Source organism: Gimesia alba, assembly GCF_007744675.1.
Lineage (GTDB): Bacteria > Planctomycetota > Planctomycetia > Planctomycetales > Planctomycetaceae > Gimesia > Gimesia alba.
This window is the reverse complement of the sequence record NZ_CP036269.1, coordinates 5,912,160-5,932,464: the sequence shown is the minus strand read 5'-3', so window position 1 is coordinate 5,932,464 and position 20,305 is coordinate 5,912,160. Positions and strand designations below refer to the sequence as shown.

Genomic DNA, 20,305 nt, shown 5'->3' with positions numbered 1-20,305 from the left:
TGTTGAGTCTTCAATCTCAAGTCTTGTTTCCGATTGGCTCAGAACTTGATCGGCCCTTTGGGGCGAACGGCTGCGGGTAAAAACTGGCCGTCATGGACGCCCACTTCTTGCATCATCAATTCGTTCATTAAGCCGTTGAGCCTTAAGATCAGTTCCCGGTTTGCTTCCGGCTCCATCGCCAGGTTGTTCATTTCATGGGGGTCACAGTAAAGGTCAAACAGTTCCAGATCGTTGTATTGATATATCTGTTCGAGCGTTTCTGGCATGTTGAATTCACTGGGTGCGTAATACCGAGCATATTTATAGCGCCCGTCAAACACGAAATTCAGGAAGCCGCGTTTTTTCAGATTGGGGTGAAGCTCTTTGAGTGGGGGAACAAACTTGCTATGTGCCTGCAGTGGGGCGATTTTCTTTAAGTAATTGGCGTCGATGGTCTGCAGACCGACATAATTAAAGAGAGCCCCTTTTCGAATTGCATCTGCGGCAGCCGCTTCCGGATTCTCCAGTAGTACCGAGATATCCTTACCAGGCATGCCCTGTGTTGCTTTTTTACGTGCGTCCAGGGGTTGCTCTGTCAGACTGGCCAGAGTTGGTAACAGGTCGATATGGCTGGTGACGGCAGTACAACTTCGGCCCCCTTGATGATCCGGATGTACGATGATGAAAGGAACGTGCGATTGTTGCTCAAACGGAAATGGTCCTTTCCCCCGCAAGCCACCATGACTGCCTCCCAATTCGCCATGATCGGCGGTAAAGATGAAGATCGTGTTTTTCCAGAGATCCAGTTCATCACACGTTGTCAGCAATGATTGCAACATCCGGTCGTTGTCACGGATTAAATTGAGATAGTAGTTATAAAAAATTCGCCACATCTCTGTACGATCGGCGGGGATGGTTCCCAACCAGTACGACCAGCCTTCCAGATATTGCAGCTGCGCATCTGGTCGAGCGGGAGGTTTCACAGGCTGCAGTCGGCTGGGGGAGAGGGGAAATCGCCATGGATATTGATACAGACTATTTTGAGGCGGATGTGTCAGCTCTGCGCCGGCCTGAGAGACTTGTACTTTTTCACCAGGCAGATTTCCGTTCGCATACATAATATCGTGCGGACTGACCATGCTGGTCAGTAAAAACCAGGGTTTACCTTCTCGGTTCAACTGATGCGCATTAGTTCGCAGCCAGCGTGTTCCCTCTATGACCGTGTAGTTGTCAGTATCATAACCCTGGTTGGGGGCACCAATTTTATCTCCATCCGGGGCAAATGTGTCGAAGCCGTATTCGGTAAGTGCTGTTGTATAATTGATCGTGTCCTTAGGGTAGATAATGTCGCGACGGAGTTCAAATTTTCCAAAATAGGCGGTTGTATATCCGAGTGCTTTCATCACTGTCCCCATACTCGGCTTGTCTTTATTCAAGCTGGGAACATATCCGAGTTCCATCTGGTCGAAGACCCCATTAATTTGGGGAGGACGTCCGCTGAAGAGGACTCCCCGTGAGGGGGTACACATTGCGGCTGCGATATAATGATTTTCAAAGGTGGTTCCCCGGCGACTCAGTTCAGCACGCGAGGGAAGCTCGTAACCGGCCGGCTGATTCAAGTGATAGGATTCCTGGTCAGCCATGACCATCACGATATTATAAGGCTGTTTTCGAGTCGCTGCGTTTTCATCCGCATTGGAACGTTGGCTGGTTGAGAGTGCTCCACTCACAGCAGCTACGGTTAGCTTATTGAAATCGCGACGGTTCAGCGGAGATTGTTCCATGACGTTTTTCCTTTTTTAAAGAAGGAGACAGCTCAGAACTGGATTATTCTATGTTGAAGACGCTTGTTACAAATCAGGCTGTAGAATACTCGAGAGAGGAGTTGATTGAGCATATGGATCAGGCATCAGGATAGGGGGAACGTTAGCAAGGATGGGCGATTGGTACAAGATCGAATGCAACCTGATCCACTTGTGGAAACCAGCTTGAGTCATTGAAGTTGTGGTTGTCATTTGAGCAATGCCGGTTTTTCAGCGAGTGACTGGAAATCGCGTCCTGTTTTTCATAAAACGGGGCGGTTTAGCGAGAAACTAAAGAAACCGCTTCGCTTATGGCGCATATTTCAAGACGAATTCCTTGAAGTCGGTTGCACTGTCAGGTTCCATTTTCACTCAGCATCGTCGATGATTTGCTATGATGAGGTTGTTGTCTGTAAGCCCTCGGAAATCTTCGAAGGGCAGATTCAGGTCACAGCCGGTTATTCGATTTTAAATTAATCTAAAGTGATCTTGATTTTAGATGCGAAAGTGTGTAATATACACTAAGTGTTTCAAGGAGAAACAACAATGCTTACGAATATCTATGAAACTTCTTTAGCGCTACTGACAGATCTTTATCAGCTCACGATGTCTCAAGGCTATTGGAAGTCGGGGCGGTCCGAGCGGGAAGCGGTGTTTCATTTGTTCTTTCGAAGCAACCCGTTTCGCGGGGGTTATACGATTGCCGCGGGACTGGAATACATATTTGACTATCTGAAACAGTTCCGATTCACCGCTGAGGATATTAAGTATCTTTCACAGCTGGAAGGAAACGATGGTCGACCGCTATTTGCCACAGAATTTCTAACCTATCTATCGGAACTGAAATTAAGCTGCGATCTGGATGCTGTCCCGGAAGGCACCGTTGTCTTTCCGCATGAGCCTTTGGTGCGTGTGAAAGGTCCGATTCTGCAGTGTCAGCTTCTGGAGACGGCACTGCTCAATCTCATTAACTTTCAGACGTTGATTGCCACCAAGTCCGCGCGAATTTGTGCGGCGACGGGAGGCGACCCTGTGCTGGAATTCGGACTCCGACGTGCCCAGGGAATTGATGGCGGTTTAGCGGCCAGCCGTGCCGCGTATATCGGCGGTTGTGCAGCTACTTCCAATGTGCTGGCGGGAAAATTATTTGAGATCCCCGTCAAAGGCACCCACGCACACAGTTGGGTGATGTCGTTTGATGATGAACTCTCTGCATTTGAAGAGTACGCTCACGCGATGCCGAATAATTGTGTGTTCCTCGTCGACACCTACGACACGCTGGAGGGCGTGCGAAACGCAATCCGGGTTGGCCTGAGGCTACGGGAAGCGGGTCATGAAATGGTGGGGATACGTCTTGATTCCGGGGATTTGGCCCAACTCAGTATCGAAGCACGCCAGCTGCTGGATGCGGCAGGACTCACCAGTGTGGCGATTGTTGCGAGTAACGATCTGGATGAAGCAGTTATCACCAGTCTGAAAGCGCAGGGAGCGACGATTGCTGTCTGGGGCGTTGGCACCAAGCTGGTGACTGCGTATGATCAGCCTGCACTGGGGGGCGTCTACAAACTGGGGGCGATCAAAAATGAAAAGGGCGAGTGGCAGCCGAAACTGAAATTGTCAGAGCAGGCCATCAAGACATCAACTCCTGGTATGCTGCAAGTCAGACGGTTCCAAAATGAAGCCGGAGCCGTTGCTGATGTGATGTTTAATGAACTCAACGCGAATTTGGATACCGTAGTCATGGTTGATCCGCTGGATCCGATAAACCGTCAGCCGTTGGATGGGGGGCTGAACGCCGTGGATCTGCTGGTTCCCGTTGTTCGCAACGGTGACATTGTCTATCGGCATGAATCGCTGACAACAATTCGGGAACGGGTCGAGCAGCAGCTTGCCTTGTTTCATGTGGGAGTGCGACGACATGAAAACCCACAGCCCTATCCGGTCGGGTTAGAGCAGGAGTTGTACGATTTAAAAACCGAGTGGATTCATCGGGCACGCAGCATACAAACACCATTGTGATACAAGCATGATTATTCAACTGTAGAAAACGAATTGGCACGAAAATGCAACTTATCAAAGTCGCAACCGCTGTTCTCAATCAAACCCCATTGGACTGGGAAGGTAATTTAACCAACATCAAATCTGCGATCACCTTAGCCCGCGATCAGGGTGCCAGCCTGGTTTGCCTGCCGGAATTGTGTATCACAGGTTATGGTTGTGAAGATGCGTTTCTCTCAGTCGACGTTCAGCAAAGGGCTTTACGCACGTTGCTGGATCTGGTTCCGCTGACAGAAGGAATTGTTGTTTCACTGGGGCTTCCCCTGTTTCATGGCGGCGCCCTTTACAATTGTGCCTGTCTAATTGCCAATCAACAGATTATGGGATTTGTCGCCAAAAATCAGCTCGCCGGTGATGGAATTCATTATGAGCCCCGCTGGTTCAAGCCCTGGGAATCCAGTCAGGTGAGTGAAGTGGAAATTCAGGGCCGGTCCTATCCGCTTGGGAATTTGATTTTTGACTGTGAAGGCGTGCGGATCGGTTTTGAAATCTGTGAGGACGCCTGGGCTGCACATCGCCCCGCGCATGCGTTATCACAGGCGGCCGTCGATATTATTTTGAATCCGAGTGCCAGTCACTTTGCCTTTGGCAAGCAGGAGATTCGTCGTCGACTGGTACTCGAGAGCTCTCGAGCCTACGGAGTGACTTATGTCTATACAAATCTGCTCGGCAATGAAGCGGGACGGATTATCTATGATGGCGCCGCGCTGATCGCCAGTAGCGGAAAGTTGCTGGCTGAAGGACGCCGGTTATCCTTTGACGATGTTGTGCTCACGACAGCGATCGTTGACGTAGATCTTACACGCATGAACCGCGCCCGGTTGATGAGCTTTCGACCGCATCAAACACCTCAAGCAGCGAATTCTGTGGACGTTCCGTTTGCTTTTGCTGACATTGAGCCGGAAACGATTCAGAACAAAATGCCCGGGTGGGAGCAGGGGCCCTCTGTCAAAGAAGAAGAGTTTACCCGCACGATTGCTCTGGGACTGTTTGATTACTTGCGAAAGAGCCATGCGAAAGGGTTCGTGATTTCACTGAGTGGTGGCGCGGATTCGGCTGCCGCCGCTGTTCTGGTTTGGCTGCTGGTGAAACTGGGGCTGGATGAATTAGGGGCAGAAAAGTTTCTGTCCAAACTGGCATATATCGCAGGATTAGCAGAGCTAAAGACAGCCGAGCAGATCATGCCCAGGCTGCTGACGTGCGTCTATCAGGCCACGCGTAACAGTTCTGAGACGACGGAGCAGGCGGCCGCTTCGCTCGCGGAAGCAATCGGGGCGGAATATCTCAGGCTGGATGTGGATTCGATCGTGGAAGCGTATACGGGAATTGTGTCGGAAGCAGTCGGTCGGGATCTCAACTGGGATGAGGATGATATTGCGCTCCAGAATATCCAGGCCCGCGTCCGTGCTCCCGGTGTGTGGATGGTTGCCAATTTGCGCGATTCACTGCTATTAGCGACCAGCAATCGATCCGAGGCAGCAGTGGGGTATACGACAATGGACGGAGATACCTGCGGCGGACTCTCGCCAATATCAGGAATCGATAAAGCGTTTTTACGCAGTTGGCTGAGCTGGATGTGTGAGACCGGGCCGGAGGAGACAGGAAACCTGCCTGTGCTCGAACTGATCAATCGACAGGAACCGACGGCGGAATTACGCCCACAGAACGCAGAACAGACAGATGAAGGTGACTTGATGCCCTACGATCTGCTCGATTGGATCGAGCGAGCCGCGATTCGCGACAAACAGGGGCCCGTTGATCTGTTTCGTATGGCGCGGGTCGAATTTCCAGGCTACCCGCCTGCTCAACTGGTGGAATGGATTACGCGATTCTTTCGGCTCTGGTCACGTAATCAGTGGAAGCGCGAACGGTATGCCCCCTCGTTTCATGTGGACGATGAGAATCTGGATCCGAAAACCTGGTGCCGCTTTCCGATTCTCTCTGGTGGATTTGAGCAGGAGTTAAGCGATATGCGGGATCTGTTGTGATTTTGGTTATTTTTTGGGCTAAAATCAGTTATTTTTGTGAACCTGTTTATTTTTTAGTTGTCATGGTGTTGTATAGACACTAATAATAGTGTGTGATATACACTAAAGGTTTGAAGATGAATTATCATTATGAATATCCCCGGGCAGCACTCACGGTTGACTGCGTCGTATTTGGTCTGGATGAGGAAGACTTGAAGGTCCTGCTGATTCAGCGTGATCTGGAGCCGTTCGAAGGTTGCTGGGCTTTACCCGGCGGTTTTGTTCGTCTGGAAGAAACGCTTGAAGAAGCGGCCCGCCGTGAATTGAGCGAAGAAACTGGCATCGAAAATGTCTACCTGGAGCAACTCTACACGATCGGCGATGTCGACCGCGATCCGCGCGAACGTGTGGTGACGGTGGCTTATTATGCTCTGGTGAACCTTTCTGATCACCGCGTGCATGCTGCCACCGATGCCCGAAACGCGGCCTGGTTTGCGATTGAGGATGTACCGTCGCTTGCGTTTGACCATCCGAAAATCTTGAAGATGGCGCATGAGCGGCTGCGAAGCAAAGTTCGCTATCAGCCGATTGGATTTGAATTGCTACCTGCCAAATTTACACTGCGTCAGATTCAACATCTGTACGAGGTTATTCTGGATCGGCAGTTGGATAAACGAAACTTCCGCAAAAAAATTCTGAGCATGGGCATTTTGGTAGAACTGGATGAAGTCGAAACGGACGTCGCTCATCGAGCGGCTCGACTCTATAAATTTGATCGCCGCAAGTATCGGCGTTTGACCAAACAGGGATTTCACTTCGAGATCTGACATGAACCCTGAAACAGAACGATAGAACGATGAAAGCATTGATTCTGGTTGACCTGCAGTATGATTTCCTGCCGGGAGGGGCACTGGCTGTTTCCGAGGGAGATCAAATCATCTCAGTTGCCAATGAGTGGATGCCTCGTTTTGAACTCGTTGTTGCGACGCAGGATTGGCATCCGGAAAACCACCAGAGCTTTGCCAGTCAGCATGATAACAAACAGATTGGCGACGTGATTGAGTTGAGAGGCCTGGAGCAGGTTTTGTGGCCCGATCACTGTGTGCAGGGAACCTCGGGCGCGGAACTCCACGCCGATCTGCATGCAGATCGTATTACGCGTGTCTTCCATAAAGGCACGGATACTTATATCGACAGCTATAGCGGCTTTTTCAATAACTGCCATCAGCATTCCACGGGACTGGCGGAATATTTAAAAGAACGCGCCGTCGATGAAGTTGTCATCATGGGGCTGGCTACAGATTACTGCGTCAAATATACGGCCCTCGATGCAATCAAGCTCGGTTTGAAGACCAGCTTGATACGAGAAGGGTGCCGCGGGGTGAATTTAAAACCCGATGATGTGCAGCGCGCCTGTGAGGAAATGCAGGCTGCCGGTGTCGCACATATCTAATACAAGTAAAACAGAATTTTGAAAAGTTAGTAACAAAGAAGAGTAAAGAAGAATGAACGAAAAAGAAGTACGAAGAAAAAGTAAGTTTCTGAGTCTGGTGCTCCGGCATCAGCCGGAAACGATTGGAATCAGCCTGGATGAATCAGGCTGGATTGATGTAGAAGAACTGTTAACCTCCATGGCGCGACACGGCAAATCAATGTCGCGCAACACTTTGGAGATGGTGGTGCGGACGAATGATAAACAGCGGTTTTCCTTTGATGAAACGGGCACACGTATCCGCGCGAATCAGGGGCATTCGGTCAAAATCGATCTGGGGTATGAAGCAGCTGTCCCACCTGAGATCCTGTTTCACGGCACGCCTCGAGAGTTTGTGGATTCGATCGCCCGTGAAGGACTCAAGAAAATGCAGCGGCATCATGTGCACCTGCACGTGGATGAGCAGACCAGCCTCACTGTGGGGCGCAGGCGCGGGACGCCGGTATTGCTCAGAGTCCGGTCACTCGAGATGCATCAGGCGGGTTGTGAATTTTTTGTGACGCCGAATCAGGTCTGGCTGACAGAAAGTGTACCGGCGGCGTATATTGATTTTCCCTGAGCGGACATCACACGCTCTCCTGCCGAAGTTGTTCCCGGACTTCCACCAGTATCCGCCCCAGCATGTTCTTGCCGCTCCCGTCTCCCCCATCTCCCCAGTAAGCGTCATTCGTCGTGTGCTCCACCAGCTTCGCCTCGCCCGTTGAAAGCAGCAGTTCACGCAGATCGTCGTGTTGCGTAAATTTGCAGACAACGGCCTTGCGCATGATGGAGTCTTTGACCGATTCCCAGTCTTTTCTAAGCGGACGTTTCCGGTCGCGGCCCATCCGTGCTGCCCGCATCGGCGATTTCTCTTGACGGATTGCTTCCTGATGTGAGGCATCTTGGAATTTCATCGCCTGAAAATAATGCTCCGAGGTCGGCCAGCGTTTTCCATCCAACTGAATCGGGTACCCGGCAAAATTGGAGAACTCCCCGTACGGTTCCGTCACGCTGTAAAAATTGATGATATGGCCCGGTTCTGACATGGTGGTCGGCTTGCTCCATTAGGTTCCTGAATTGATTCACAGCGATTACTTGATTGAGAATGACGCTGTCAGGTTCTGGACAATAATAAATGAAGATGGTTCGTTTGTAGCATAACATTTATCTGTGAAACAGGTTAAGTATTCTAAAATAGAGTGAAATGGGAAATCAATATTGTCATAAGATCTACCAGATCTATTGATCCTCAGACGTTCCGATTCCGTTCTTAGAGCGAGAGGCAGGAAATTTATTTTGAGAGTCAGGCAAAGTGAGAATAAGCATGGATGATTCATCCAAAACGATATCCGATTTCAAAGAGGCATTTGAAACCGCAATCAAAAAATATGACCTTCAGATCATCATTCGAGTGATGATTGCCTGGATCATGCTCTTTTTGTTGATGTTTGTGTTGGCTCTCATCATAAGGTATTTTCAAACAGACCTGAATGAATTTTTGGGAATTGATTCGGGAGCGACTGACTGTCCGAAAGGGACTAGCTCTCTCTTCATTTTCCCCATTTTCCTGATTTCAGCAATTGTTCCCATCACGTTTCTGTTCAGACAGGCGAAACAACTCAGGCAAAACACGGGGCCTCATTGTCCCAGTTGTCATGTGTTTTTAGCGAAATGGCGTTTCAGGCAACTGGTCCTAATGACTGGCTTTTGTCCCGTTTGCATGGCAAGACTCTTTAAGGGAAAATTGGATTCAGAAGCGGCTGCAATTGCGCACTATCAGAAAACAAAAACGGAGTCGAACGGTTTAGTTCGCTTTATCGTTTTGGTTACTTTGACAGGGATTTTGATTGGAATACCTGTCAGTTTGTGGTTAAGACAGACCAATGCGCTGCTGGGCAAAGAGGTAGCTTCTATTTTTTCTACTCTATGCCTGGTGATCGTTATGTTTTCATTAATGCCAGTATCATTGAGTATGATACTGAAGTTCTCTATTCGGGATACGCATGAATGCGTTACATTATTGAATGAGGTCTCCCATGATGTTTCACAGTCGGGAGAAAGTATTGAGCATGAGAGTGGAGAACGATGAACAGTCTTGCCATCTATTATCACACGCAACGAGGGCCGCTCTGTCTGTTTATTTATGCAGCAGCGGGGCTGCTGTATCTGGCAGCATGGTTCACGCGGAACGAGCCGCCTCGACCCTATCTGTGTCTCTATTTCTTCGGTATCGGACTGCTACTGACGGTTGTCGCTGTTGGCTTCCATCATTTGACGGTGGCCGATGAAATCGATCGCCTGCGCATTCGCTTTGGGCCTCTGCCCCTCTTTCAGCGATCAGTTTTGTATGAAGACATTCTGAGTGCCGAAGTCGGCCGTACGACGATTTTGGATGGCTGGGGTATTCATCTCAGTTTTCGAGGCGGCTGGGTCTGGAATCTTTGGGGACGCGAATGTGTTGTGCTCAAACTCCGCAAGGGAACATTACGTGTCGGTACAGATGACGCGGAGAATCTGGCCGCATTTGTGAAAAGCCGGATTTCTGTCAATGAGGAAGATTGAAATCCGTTCCGTTGAATGAAAAAATCCCGGGGTCGATTTCTCGATCCCCGGGGAGCAGATGATGCCATCTGACTGACTACAGCAGGTTGACCACTCGATCTGCCAGGCCCTTCTCGCCGAGGACGATGTTGAGCTTGTTTTTCGAAGCGATCTTTTCCAGGACTTCCAGTTCCCGCATCCGCATCAGAACCGGGTTGTCCTGCAGCAACTTGGCCGTGTTGACCTGACTGCGGATCGCCGCCGTTTCCTCACGGCGTGCGATCAGGTTGGCCTCGGCTGCTTTTTTGGCCTCCGTAACCTTGTTCATCAGGTCCTTCATCTCGCCCGGCAGGATGACATCACGAATGCCAACCGAAGCGATTTCCAGACCCAGTTCACCTGCGCGACGGCGAATACTTTCTTCGATGTCGTTCGCCAGCGCATCCTTTTCTGTCAGGAAGACGTCCAGCTCACGCGCACCCAGGACCGCCCGCAGCACCAGCTGCGTTTCGCGATACAGAGCCTGCCGCACGTTGTCGGTCTGGCTAACTGCTTTTCGCGCGTCAATCACTTTGTACGTAACTGCAGCGTTCACTCGCAGCGTGACTTTGTCAGCCGTCATGATGTCCTGACCGTTGACGTCAACCGTCGTTTCACGCATGTCGATTTCAACCACTAGCGCATCAGACTGACCCAGCCAGAAGGCATAGATCCCCGGAGCCAAAGCATCGACATACTGACCGTCGATGAATAGAACACCCACGCGGTCACGTTCAACCGTGCAGATATCAAGATACTGCTTCGCCATGGAACTACGTGCGATCAGCTTTAAATCAACGTGCTCGAAACGGACCTCGTGCGCATCGATCACCTCAATCCGTACCTCTTTCTGACCCGTCCAGTAAACATAAGGTCCAGGTGGCAGAATGTGGCTGAATCGATTTTCAATCCAGACCAGACCGCGTTCGTGGTCTTTCAGGTCCAGCACGATCGCATGTCCCTCGAGTGCTTTAGATTTCACGAGTAGGTCCAGGTGCTGATGAACCAGCAACGGTTCTCGCAGCGAGACGACATCCACATAGAAGTCTGAGAACGGCTTGAAGTACCAGTGCGTTCCCTCGTTGAGCAGTCCCTGGAATTCTCCATTCCGGAACACCAGCCCCAGTTCGTAGCTGCGAATTTCATAGCGTTTGATACCAAACATCTCATACCTCCTCAGGGACTATCCCTGGGCCTTTCCGCTCCATTTCATTGAGAGCACATACATAAAAAACGGTTTCAGTACCGCAAACAGTTTGTTGAAGACACCTTTCGAAGACAGAATGTTCGCCAATCACACGGGCAAATCGCGGAGTCCGCTTGAGTGAACGCCTTCCATAGTGTCCACACACCGTCACGCTGTCGCGCTTCGTCCTGGTCTCCCGCAGGATTCCATTCGGAAATGCAACATTGTTTCGATGTGCTTCCACTTAGGAAGCACGAACACGGTATCCACGAACTGCAGGGCGTCGCCGCGTGCTGCTTCGGGCAATGTTTCTGGTCTGAGTCGCAAGCGATTCAGAAACAGTCCATCACCCAAAGCCGATCGTAGAACATCTGCCTTCGTCCGGTTTTCAGGGGTAATGCTGTTCAAGCATTTGGTGAACCGGCGGTTGGCCGGCTCTGGTAGTCGGAACGGGACTCGAACCCGCAACTTTCAGATTCATAGTCTGATGCTCTGCCATTTGAGCTATCCTGACGTTGACATCACCTGGTTTAGAAACCATACACGGGACGTGCAGCACCCAACCTGATTCGGTGGCCCGCACGCCGCTGGACAGACGACATACAACGGTTCCCACTTGGACAAGAAGGGGCAGGCCGTGGTTCGGATGAGTTGAAGAACTTTTAACGAATTGAAGCGGATGAAGAGTCAACGGGCAGGGGCTAATCGTCTTGCGATTCCAGAGCCCGGATTTTGGATTTGATCATTTCCAGCAGGTGTTGACCGTCTTCACCGGTCATTTCGATGAACTGCTCCCGTACCGGTTGACTGGACTGACGGAATAATTCACGTTGCGCGGGTGTGAGTTCGGTGATGATCTTCAGCTTGGGTTTGTTCTCACGAATCAAGTCCAGGCGATCACGGTTGAACTGTTTCTGAACCTCAAGAATGTAACCGTTTAATTCGCTGACGACGTCCGTGATCAACTTCTGGCGTTCTGGGGGAAGCGAGTCGAAGAATTCTCGATTGGTGACTGATGTGGAAATGAAAGGGGCGTGCCGGGCGAAAATCATCCAGTTGGTGACTTCATAGAAGCTCATTTCCTGAATAGCAAACACCGGATTTTCCTGTCCGTCGATCATATTCAATTGCAGCGCCGAGTAGACTTCGGAATAAGGCAGTGGAGTCGGACTGGCCCCATAGGCTTCGTAGGCGGCGAGCAGTAACGGTGAGGTCATGACCCGCATTTTGACGCCGCGAAAGTCGTCAGGGGTCTGAATCGATTTCTTAGTGGTCCAGACCTGCCAGCCTTCCGAGAAGATGGAGAGCAATTTCAAATTCTTGCGAGCGTAAAGTTCGTTGAAAGTTTCCCGCAGCTCGGGATCTTCATTCAGAACTTTGTTATTGATTTCGTCATCGTCCGAAAAGAGGAAGTGTAAGAGAAAGACCTGTACTTCCGGGATCAGCTTACCGAGATGTCCCGGCGACGCCATGGCAAATTGAATGACGCCCATATCGACCAGTTCGGTAATCTGATCTGAAGTCCCGAGTGTCCCGTACGGGTAAATCGTGACTTCAATTTCTCCCTCTGATCGCGCTTCGACGAGTTCCTTAAATTTGAGTGCGTATTTGTGCTGGACACTGCCGACGGTTTCTTCAATCGCAAATCGCCACTGAACCGGTTTTCTAGACTGCGTTTTGCTTTCTGAACTGCAGGCAGGAAGCAGGGCAATCAAGGTCAAGAGACTGACCATGAGGAACGATCTATAAAGAGGCGAAAGATTCATGTCGTGTCCACTTCGATCAACCAAAGGCAAGATTGCGCAGAAACAGGGAAATGCCGGGAAAGGCAATCAGTAACACGGCTGCAAATAACAGTATGGCAATAAACGGGGGAGTGCCTCGAATGACTTCAAGATAGGGGCGTCGGAAGATGGCAATCGCCGTAAAGATATCACAGCCAAACGGAGGCGTCGCGGAACCGATGGCGACTTGCAGTGTGACGACGATTCCCACCAATACGGGATCAATACCGGCGGCAGCGGCCACAGGATGGAAGATGGGAGTCAGAATCAAGATCACCACGATCGGGTCGACAAACATGCAACCGATGAAATAAGCGATGGCAATCGTCAACATGATCGTCCAGTAACCGGAGTCGGCGGTGAGCCCGAGCCAGTCATTGATGAGCGCATCGGGGAGTTGTGCAAAAGAGATCACCCAACTGAAGGCGGCTCCCGATCCGACGAGGATAAACACTACGGCTGTGACTAAGCCGGTTGAGAGGGCAATCTCCGGGATGTCTTTCAGCGAAAGTTCGCGAAAAAAGAGAATTTCCAGAATCGCCGCGTAAAGTACGGATACTGCAGCCGCTTCGATCGGGCTGAAGATTCCTGAATAGATGCCACCAATGATGATGACCGGGAATCCCAATGGGAGCAGGGCTCGTTTGGCTGCTGTTTTGCGCGTGGATGAATCTGCTTTGGGTTGTCGCGGGATTTTCATCCGAATCGAAGCGAACCAGCAATAGACACAAAACAGGAGCAAGACCAACAGGCCGGGGCCGATACCGGCGATAAACAGCTCGCCGATCGAGGTGCCGGAAACGACGCCGTAGACAATCATGCCGATACTGGGCGGAATGAGCAGGGCGATATCACTGGCATTAATGATCAGGGCGGTCGTGAAGGAATCGGAATAGCCGGCTCTGAGCAGCTGTGGTCGTAACGGGCCGCCGATCGCGACCACGGTGGCTTGCGTTGAACCGGACATCGCCCCGAACAGCGTACAACTGACGGCACTGGCAATCGGCAATCCGCCACGCAGGTGTCCCACAAACGCCGTTACCAGATCCAGTAAGCGATTGGCTGAGTTGCCGCGTGTCATGATGTCGGCAGCAAAAATGAACATCGGGACGGCTAATAAGGCAGCCGGTTTGATCCCACCGATCATTTGCTGAATGAGGACGGCCGGGGTGACATCCGGGTGGAAGACCAGTAGAACGGCGAAGGCTGCTGTAATGAGCGGGACCTTCATCGGGAACCCGGACATCAGCAATATGAGCATAACCCCGATGATGAGTAACGCTTCCACGGATTCACCTCTGTTCGGAAAAGTTCAAGTTACACTTCTCCGATGACAGGGGATTCATATTCGTCCTTCTGAGTGAACGAAATATAAACGTCGGAAGAAATGACGTTCCGCACAGCCGTCAGCGTGTATTGGATGGCGGATAACGTGAAACCCAGCGGGACGCACAAGTAAACCAGATACAGGGGGACCTGTAAAACGGGAGAGACCGTCTCCAGGAAATAGACGGTGGAAATATATTCAAATGAGTACCAGGTCAATGCAAACATCAACAGTGCGGTGAAAATGCAGATGAGAATCATCAATCTCTTCCGCCAGCGTTTGTTGAGTTGGTCGTAGAGGGCCGTCATCCGAATGTGTCTGCCGCGGCTTGTTGCGTAACTCAGCCCGATGAATGTGACGATGATGATGAGAAATTGTGAGAGTTCGCCGGTGAAGGCGAGACTGAAGCCGAGCAGCGCGCGGCAAAAAACATTACCGATTGACAGGGCAGCAATCGCGATGATTGACCAGGCAAGAAGAAATGCTTCGATACGTTGGATAAAGCGGAAGAGCAGATTCATCTAAACGGCTTTGGCTGACTTGCAAGAAATTGTTTGGGCATTGTTGATTCAATTTTCTGCCGCAGCAGCAGCCGGGTAGGCGCCATTTTCATCATGAACTTCCTGTCCGGTGACAGGTGGGTTGAAGACGCAGACCATGCGCAGCTGTGTTTTGGCTCTTAGCAGATGACGATCATTTTCATCGAGCGCATACATCATGCCGGGAGAAATCGGATGCGTGGGCCCATCGGGGATGAGTTCAATCTCGCCTTCCCCTTCGATGCAATAGACGGCTTCCAGATGATTCTGGTACCAGATTTCTGTTTCCGTTCCTGGATGAATAATCGTATCGTGCAGGGAAAATCCCATATTTTCATTCGCGAGCAATAACCGTCGGCTGTTCCAGGTTTTGGCTTTGATATCGCGTTCGGTTCCGAGAATGTCATTCAGTTGACGTACAATCATGATGTGTGTCTCTCTTCTTATCTTATTTTCTATACTGAGATCAGTCTGCGTGTACCAGACCCAGTTCTTCCAGAATGCTGTCATCGTTGAGTACCGCTTTCAGGCTGTCGGCGACAATATCCAGCCCTTGCAGCAGTTGGTCATCTTCGATGGTTAACGGCGGGAGAATTTTCAGGACATGGCTGTCAGTTCCACTGGTTTCGATGATCAAACCACGTTCGAATGCAGCCGCTGAAATCTTTTCAGGCAATCCCGGGCATTCCTGGCAGGCCAGTCCCCAGATCATGCCGGTACCGCGCACTTCCAGATCAACATCACTCACGTTTTCTGCAATCTCTTCCAGTCGATTTTTAATCAAGGCCCCTTTTCGGAGGACTTCGCGTGCGAAGCGGTAATCGCTCCAGTACAGTTCAATCGCTTCGGCTGCTGAGACAAAAGCCAGGTTGTTGCCACGGAAGGTTCCGTTGTGCTCACCCGGTTCCCACTGATCGAGGTCTGACTTCATCAGTACCAGAGACATCGGTAAACCGTAAGCGCTGAGCGATTTGGAAAGCGTGACGATGTCAGGCACGATGCCCGCTTTTTCAAAGCTGAAAAAGTTCCCCGTTCGTCCACAGCCAACCTGGATATCATCGATAATCAACAGGATTCCGTGTTCCTGGCAGAGTGTTTCCAGTTGTTGCAGCCATTCTGTACTGGCTACATTTACACCACCCTCACCTTGTACCGTTTCGACAATTACGGCAGCAGGCAGGTCTAAACCGCTACTGCTGTCTTTGAGGATGGTCTCAAAATATTCCAGTGTGTCCATATTGGAGCCCATGTAACCGTAGTAGGGCATAAAGGTCACGTTATTCAGAGGTGTCCCTGCGGCATCACGAAAATGGCTGTTTCCCGTAGCGGCAACTGATCCCAGGCTTACACCATGAAAACCATTGGTGAACGAGATTACGTTCGTACGCCCAGTCACTTTTCGTGCCAGCTTTAATGCGGCTTCAACAGCGTTTGTTCCAGTTGGTCCAGTGAACTGGACTTTGTAATCGAGTTCCAGTGGAGAGAGAATTCGTTTTTCAAAAACTTCCAGGAAGCGAGCCTTTGCATCCGTTTGCATGTCGAGGCCGTGCAGCATCCCGTCCCGTTCCAGAAACTCGATCAGCTTTGCTTTCAGTTTTGGATTGTTATGGCCGTAGTTTAAGGTTCCTGCGCCCGCAAGAAAGTCGATAAATTCGTTACCCTCAGCATCGCGCAAATTGGCGTTCTGGGCTTTAGTAAATGTGGTAGGGAATGAGCGACAGTAACCGCGAACGTTTGATTCGAGTCGGTTGAATATAGTCATGATACTGGTGATTTCTCTCCGAAATTAGGTTTTAGTGAGAAGGGGCCAATCTGGTACAATTCTTCGGGTTCGTGTTCTTCAGCTTCACCAAACAATTCCGAAGAAAAGCCATTACAAGTTCGGCACTCCGTGTTAAGCCGTTTTGCCAGTGAGCGAAACAGCTTTTGGGACGATTGATTCGAGGGAGTAATCGTCGTTTCCAGGTAATTCACATGGGAGTTGATCTGGCGGGATAGCAGAGCGTCAAGCATTCGCGATGCAACACCACAAGAACGCACGCTGCGATCAACGGCGGCTTGCCAGATGAAAATTGTGTTCTCTTGTTGAGGAGGGTGATAAGCAGAAAGAAAACCGACGATTTTCGAATCGGATTCTGCAATCACGCAAGTGTCATGAAAATCACGACATAACAAGAGCGAGACGTAATGGGAATTAACGTCAAGGGGGGGGCAACTCTTGATCAGGTTGGTTATTGCGAGGGCATCGGTCAGCCGGGGCTCGCGAAAAATCAATTGGGTGGCCTGTTCCATTGGGCTATGTATTTATCGGCTTCTGATAAAAAAATCTGGGTCGATAAGATATTTAGTGTCCAAAATATATCTGAAGGTTAAATTCTTCAGTGCTTAGTAAATAAGTTTGTACCCGATGAAAGGCGTTTTGCTGGTTTTAATATTAAAAAAGCTTTTATTAAAGGGGTTAGGCAAGGTTTCGGGCAGCGGTGACATAAACATGTGTGCTAGTCAAAAGCTTAGTGTGCAATGTTTTGTATGCAAATAATATGGGAGTGTCAACCCCTACTGTTTTTAAATGCAGATGAAAATGAGATCTGCTGCACGAATTGAAGCGAGATTGAGTGCATAAAGTTTGCACAATTGATGAGGTTTGAGGAGACAAGTATGCCTGTGGCTACTTATTCAAGTAGTCCGTATTTTCCTCTTCGGAAGGTGGTGTGACTTCACCAGCCGACAGGACTGGCGATGCATCGAGATCTTCTGCATCCATCATGGAAGCGATCCGCTGTAAAGTAGACAGCATCTGGGTCTGTTCCCATTCCTGTAGTCTCAGCAGTTCTCGACGAAATCGATCTTGTAACAGGGAAGGTGCGTTCTTCAGCATTGCCTGACCCTCTTCGGTGAGTTCGACAACAACAGTCCGTTTGTCAGTCCCTCTTCGTGAGCGGGAAACGAGGTTTCGTGCTTCCAGTCGGCTCAGGATTCCAGTTATCGTGGCCTGGCTCAGATGAATTGATTTTGCGAGTGCCCCTACGGTGATGGGTTGCATGCGTGCGATAGTTTGCAACGATGCCAATTGGGGGGCTGTCAGGCCGATTTCCTGCATCAGACCTCGGGAATGCAAGTCAATTGCACGCGTAATTCGTCGCAGCGCGACTAGGACCTGATCCTCAATGCTGAGAGGCGACATGGGATTCTCGATATTTTCAGGAGATAAATAAAGCACAGAGCAAAGCGTACTCGATATTATGCACACAAAGTAATTGTTTTCAACTTGGTTCGAGACCTGATATAAAAAGTGATCTGAACAAGACGCACGACCGTTGTTTGATCGGACTGCGTTTAGGCCATCAAAAACAGAAACGCATCGTCGGCTTTATTCTTTGTGTCATCGTTTTCGATGAAACGCCGGATTGTGTAATACCCATACAGCGTTTTGATGCGGTGCGTCAGGCGGGCTTGGTCCCGCTTCAGCATGCCTTCCCAGTAGGCTGGCTCGCGGGGATCGTGTGCAGATTTGATCTGCGCTCCGAGTTCGCTTTCGACATTTGGCAGTGAACGCCATAAGCGGATGTGTTGATGATGTGCGGGGAGCGCCATCTGGGCAACCTTTTCATAACCGAAGCGGTTCAGCTCTGTGATCGCTGCGGCATGATTGATGATATGCCACAAGCCGCCAAAGCCCTGTCTCTTAATCGGAGCTGTTGCAATCATCTCGGCAATCGTGATGTTGACCATATCCTGGATTGAGCCATACATGGGAAAGTTGTTGAGCTCCGCAAGCTTGATCTGTTTCCCGGTCCGCCAGCCTTTCTCTTTGCCGTAATATCCACGCCCCGCGTGTGCGTTGTTGAAACCTGCCGTCAGTTTGCGGATGCCTTCTATGATTTGGGGCGTAGCAAAATCACTGTGGTCACGCAGCGCACGGATGCCGATCGAAGCGAAAATAATATTATGCCCCGATTGCCGGGTCTCTCCGACATTCTTTTGCAGGGTTCGCACAATCGAGTTGATTGCGGCTTCATTGGATGCTTCTTTGGGGTACGGCTTAAACAGTTCGGTAGGGGTGATGCCCGCTTTTTTTGCGTTGAACCAGAATGCTTCCTCACCTGCGATGATGCGTTTCAATTCGCCGGTGATGCCGACGAAGACTTCATCGGGGAGCTCGCTTTGATCTTCCCCTAAGAAATAACCGGCGGCGACAGCAGCACCCAGATGCCCGGCCATCTCTCCCGCTTGGTATGAATGGGCCAGTCCGCAGACGCCTTTATACAGGTAATCGAACTCGATCATAGTTTGCGCTCCCGTTGATCTTGTTTTATATCAATCATCGCTTATCGGACTATCGTGGTCAAGCAATTTCCGATTCAAGAATAGGGAGCGAAACTAATCACCAACTGCTTTCTGTTTGAGTACAGCCCGTAATTCCAGAGGATAGTCGGTGAGAATCGCATCGATGCCCACGCTGGCTGCTTCTTGCCAGTTTTCGGGTATCTTTCCGCCTACGGTCGGTCCCGCGATGAAGGCCCGTTTGCCGGCTGCATGCACGCGTTTGATTTCTGCTGGGGTTGGAATGTAGCGGACATAGACCCAGTCGGCTCTGCTGTCGGCCAGTGCCGCGGGAAACTCAGTTGCATTATTGGCGACGGCTGCGGTTTCGGCTTTCTCAGAAGTTGCTTTGATATTGGCGCGAACTTGGGGTTCTTGAATGGTTCTGCCGATGAAGATCAGCCGGTTCAAGATGCCATGCTTTTTCGCGAGGCGTACGACGTCCTGTTCCACATTCTCATCTTTGAAGTCGACGGCGATCAAAATCGGGTGCCGTTGATATTCAGATGCTAGCTGCAGGACCTGCTCTACTGTTGGTACTTTTTCACCGGCAAACCGGGGATCAAACCAACTTCCCGCGTCGAACTGTTTGACTTCTGCCAGTGTCAGGTCACTCACATTTCCAGAGCCGTTTGTTGTACGGTTGACAGTAGTGTCGTGAATGCAAACCAGATGACCGTCTTTCGTGCGCTGCACGTCAAACTCAAAGCCAAGCCGCAATTCCAGGCAAGCCCGGAAATTCGACAGAGTATTCTCAGGAGCAACTTTTAACAGTCCCCGGTGCGCGACTATCAAAGGTGGAGCAGCATTTGCAGAATGGACGTTCAGAGTGAAGAAGAGAATCGCGATTGACGTAATCAAAAATGCAAAAAGCCGATTCATGTTTGTTTACTTTCGTCGTGGGCTGAAATTGGTGTCTTCATTCAAACGGATGAATTCAGCCTACAACCATAGAATCAATTGTTCAATCATCAGTATGTGAAATCTTGTGGTGTGAAACGCTAACTTAAAAACCTGCTTGTATTTGGAGATCGTTTCTTGTCTAAATGCCTGGGATGCCTAGAATTTGACGAGAATGATTTTGGTGGCACCAGGGCGTAAGTTTTGTGGGATGTCATGTCGGAAATGGTCGATAGAAAATAGAAGCTTGCTTCGAAAGTATTGTGTTCACATGAATACGTTTTCTGGGGTTGTCAATTACCTCGTATACGAAGTAATTGGGATTTATCCTTGTCCCGCTGGAGAACAAATTAACTGGTTCTGTTGAATGTTTCGCAGAGGATCAAGTT

At 50.2% G+C, this 20,305-nt stretch carries 20 protein-coding genes and 1 tRNA gene; 7 read left to right on the top strand and 14 right to left on the bottom strand.

What is annotated here, in order from left to right; all coding sequences use genetic code 11:
- Positions 1-38: 38 nt before the first annotated feature.
- Positions 39-1,763: a sulfatase-like hydrolase/transferase gene (locus Pan241w_RS21990; RefSeq protein WP_145219993.1), complete on the bottom strand. Its 1,725-nt coding sequence runs from the start codon at positions 1,761-1,763 to the stop codon at positions 39-41.
- Positions 1,764-2,327: 564 nt separating this feature from the next.
- Here Pan241w_RS21990 and Pan241w_RS21985 point away from each other — a divergent pair.
- The 5 genes from Pan241w_RS21985 (at position 2,328) to Pan241w_RS21965 (ending at position 7,857) form a co-directional block, all read left to right on the top strand.
- Positions 2,328-3,800, top strand: coding sequence for a nicotinate phosphoribosyltransferase (locus Pan241w_RS21985; RefSeq protein ID WP_145219991.1), 1,473 nt, complete (start codon positions 2,328-2,330; stop codon positions 3,798-3,800).
- Between the two features lie 44 nt (positions 3,801-3,844).
- Positions 3,845-5,827 carry an NAD(+) synthase gene (nadE, locus tag Pan241w_RS21980; protein ID WP_145219989.1) on the top strand — a complete coding sequence of 661 codons (1,983 nt, stop codon included), beginning with the start codon at positions 3,845-3,847 and terminating at the stop codon, positions 5,825-5,827.
- A gap of 116 nt (positions 5,828-5,943) precedes the next feature.
- Positions 5,944-6,633: an NUDIX hydrolase gene (locus Pan241w_RS21975; protein WP_145219987.1), complete on the top strand. Its 690-nt coding sequence runs from the start codon at positions 5,944-5,946 to the stop codon at positions 6,631-6,633.
- A gap of 29 nt (positions 6,634-6,662) precedes the next feature.
- Positions 6,663-7,259 (top strand): bifunctional nicotinamidase/pyrazinamidase, encoded by a 597-nt coding sequence (gene pncA / locus Pan241w_RS21970; RefSeq protein ID WP_145219985.1) that lies wholly within the window; start codon positions 6,663-6,665, stop codon positions 7,257-7,259.
- Positions 7,260-7,311: 52 nt separating this feature from the next.
- Positions 7,312-7,857, top strand: coding sequence for an RNA 2'-phosphotransferase (locus Pan241w_RS21965; protein WP_145219983.1), 546 nt, complete (start codon positions 7,312-7,314; stop codon positions 7,855-7,857).
- 7 nt (positions 7,858-7,864) lie between these two features.
- Here the strand turns inward: Pan241w_RS21965 and Pan241w_RS21960 are convergent, their stop codons facing one another.
- On the bottom strand, positions 7,865-8,323 hold the full coding sequence (locus Pan241w_RS21960; protein WP_145219981.1) for an NADAR family protein: 459 nt from the start codon (positions 8,321-8,323) through the stop codon (positions 7,865-7,867).
- A 278-nt stretch (positions 8,324-8,601) separates the two neighbouring features.
- On the opposite strand from Pan241w_RS21960, the gene Pan241w_RS21955 reads away from it, so the two are divergent.
- Together Pan241w_RS21955 and Pan241w_RS21950 are read left to right on the top strand one after the other, a co-directional pair.
- Positions 8,602-9,366, top strand: a complete 765-nt coding sequence (locus Pan241w_RS21955; RefSeq protein WP_145219979.1) for a hypothetical protein — start codon at positions 8,602-8,604, stop codon at positions 9,364-9,366.
- A complete protein-coding gene (locus tag Pan241w_RS21950; protein WP_145219977.1) occupies positions 9,363-9,839 on the top strand; it encodes a hypothetical protein in 477 nt (158 codons plus the stop codon). Before Pan241w_RS21955 ends, Pan241w_RS21950 begins: the two co-directional genes overlap by 4 nt.
- A gap of 76 nt (positions 9,840-9,915) precedes the next feature.
- Here the strand turns inward: Pan241w_RS21950 and Pan241w_RS21945 are convergent, their stop codons facing one another.
- The 12 genes from Pan241w_RS21945 to Pan241w_RS21890 all read right to left on the bottom strand — a co-directional run bounded on the left by Pan241w_RS21945 (position 9,916) and on the right by Pan241w_RS21890 (position 19,898).
- Entirely contained in the window at positions 9,916-11,022 is a 1,107-nt protein-coding gene (locus tag Pan241w_RS21945) for a slipin family protein (RefSeq protein WP_145219975.1), read from the bottom strand.
- Between the two features lie 189 nt (positions 11,023-11,211).
- Positions 11,212-11,511, bottom strand: a complete 300-nt coding sequence (locus tag Pan241w_RS21940) for a hypothetical protein (RefSeq protein ID WP_145219973.1) — start codon at positions 11,509-11,511, stop codon at positions 11,212-11,214.
- A tRNA-His gene (locus Pan241w_RS21935) sits at positions 11,482-11,558 on the bottom strand. The genes Pan241w_RS21940 and Pan241w_RS21935 overlap by 30 nt, the downstream gene beginning before the upstream one ends.
- Positions 11,559-11,744: 186 nt before the next feature.
- Positions 11,745-12,776, bottom strand: a complete 1,032-nt coding sequence (locus Pan241w_RS21930) for a TRAP transporter substrate-binding protein (RefSeq protein WP_232107232.1) — start codon at positions 12,774-12,776, stop codon at positions 11,745-11,747.
- A gap of 49 nt (positions 12,777-12,825) precedes the next feature.
- A complete protein-coding gene (locus Pan241w_RS21925) occupies positions 12,826-14,088 on the bottom strand; it encodes a TRAP transporter large permease (RefSeq protein WP_145223470.1) in 1,263 nt (420 codons plus the stop codon).
- A gap of 56 nt (positions 14,089-14,144) precedes the next feature.
- A complete protein-coding gene (locus Pan241w_RS21920) occupies positions 14,145-14,675 on the bottom strand; it encodes a TRAP transporter small permease (protein ID WP_145219969.1) in 531 nt (176 codons plus the stop codon).
- A 48-nt stretch (positions 14,676-14,723) separates the two neighbouring features.
- The gene (locus Pan241w_RS21915) at positions 14,724-15,119 is read right to left on the bottom strand and encodes an ectoine synthase (protein ID WP_145219967.1); all 396 of its coding nucleotides are present in this window, start codon (positions 15,117-15,119) and stop codon (positions 14,724-14,726) included.
- 40 nt (positions 15,120-15,159) lie between these two features.
- Positions 15,160-16,455 (bottom strand): diaminobutyrate--2-oxoglutarate transaminase, encoded by a 1,296-nt coding sequence (gene ectB / locus Pan241w_RS21910; protein WP_145219965.1) that lies wholly within the window; start codon positions 16,453-16,455, stop codon positions 15,160-15,162.
- Positions 16,452-16,985: a diaminobutyrate acetyltransferase gene (gene ectA / locus Pan241w_RS21905; RefSeq protein WP_145219963.1), complete on the bottom strand. Its 534-nt coding sequence runs from the start codon at positions 16,983-16,985 to the stop codon at positions 16,452-16,454. The genes ectB and ectA overlap by 4 nt, the downstream gene beginning before the upstream one ends.
- 376 nt (positions 16,986-17,361) lie before the next feature.
- The gene (locus Pan241w_RS21900) at positions 17,362-17,877 is read right to left on the bottom strand and encodes a MarR family winged helix-turn-helix transcriptional regulator (RefSeq protein WP_145219961.1); all 516 of its coding nucleotides are present in this window, start codon (positions 17,875-17,877) and stop codon (positions 17,362-17,364) included.
- A gap of 152 nt (positions 17,878-18,029) precedes the next feature.
- On the bottom strand, positions 18,030-18,980 hold the full coding sequence (locus Pan241w_RS21895) for a hypothetical protein (protein ID WP_145219959.1): 951 nt from the start codon (positions 18,978-18,980) through the stop codon (positions 18,030-18,032).
- A 93-nt stretch (positions 18,981-19,073) separates the two neighbouring features.
- Positions 19,074-19,898 (bottom strand): glycerophosphodiester phosphodiesterase, encoded by an 825-nt coding sequence (locus tag Pan241w_RS21890; protein WP_145219957.1) that lies wholly within the window; start codon positions 19,896-19,898, stop codon positions 19,074-19,076.
- Positions 19,899-20,305 lie beyond the last annotated feature (407 nt).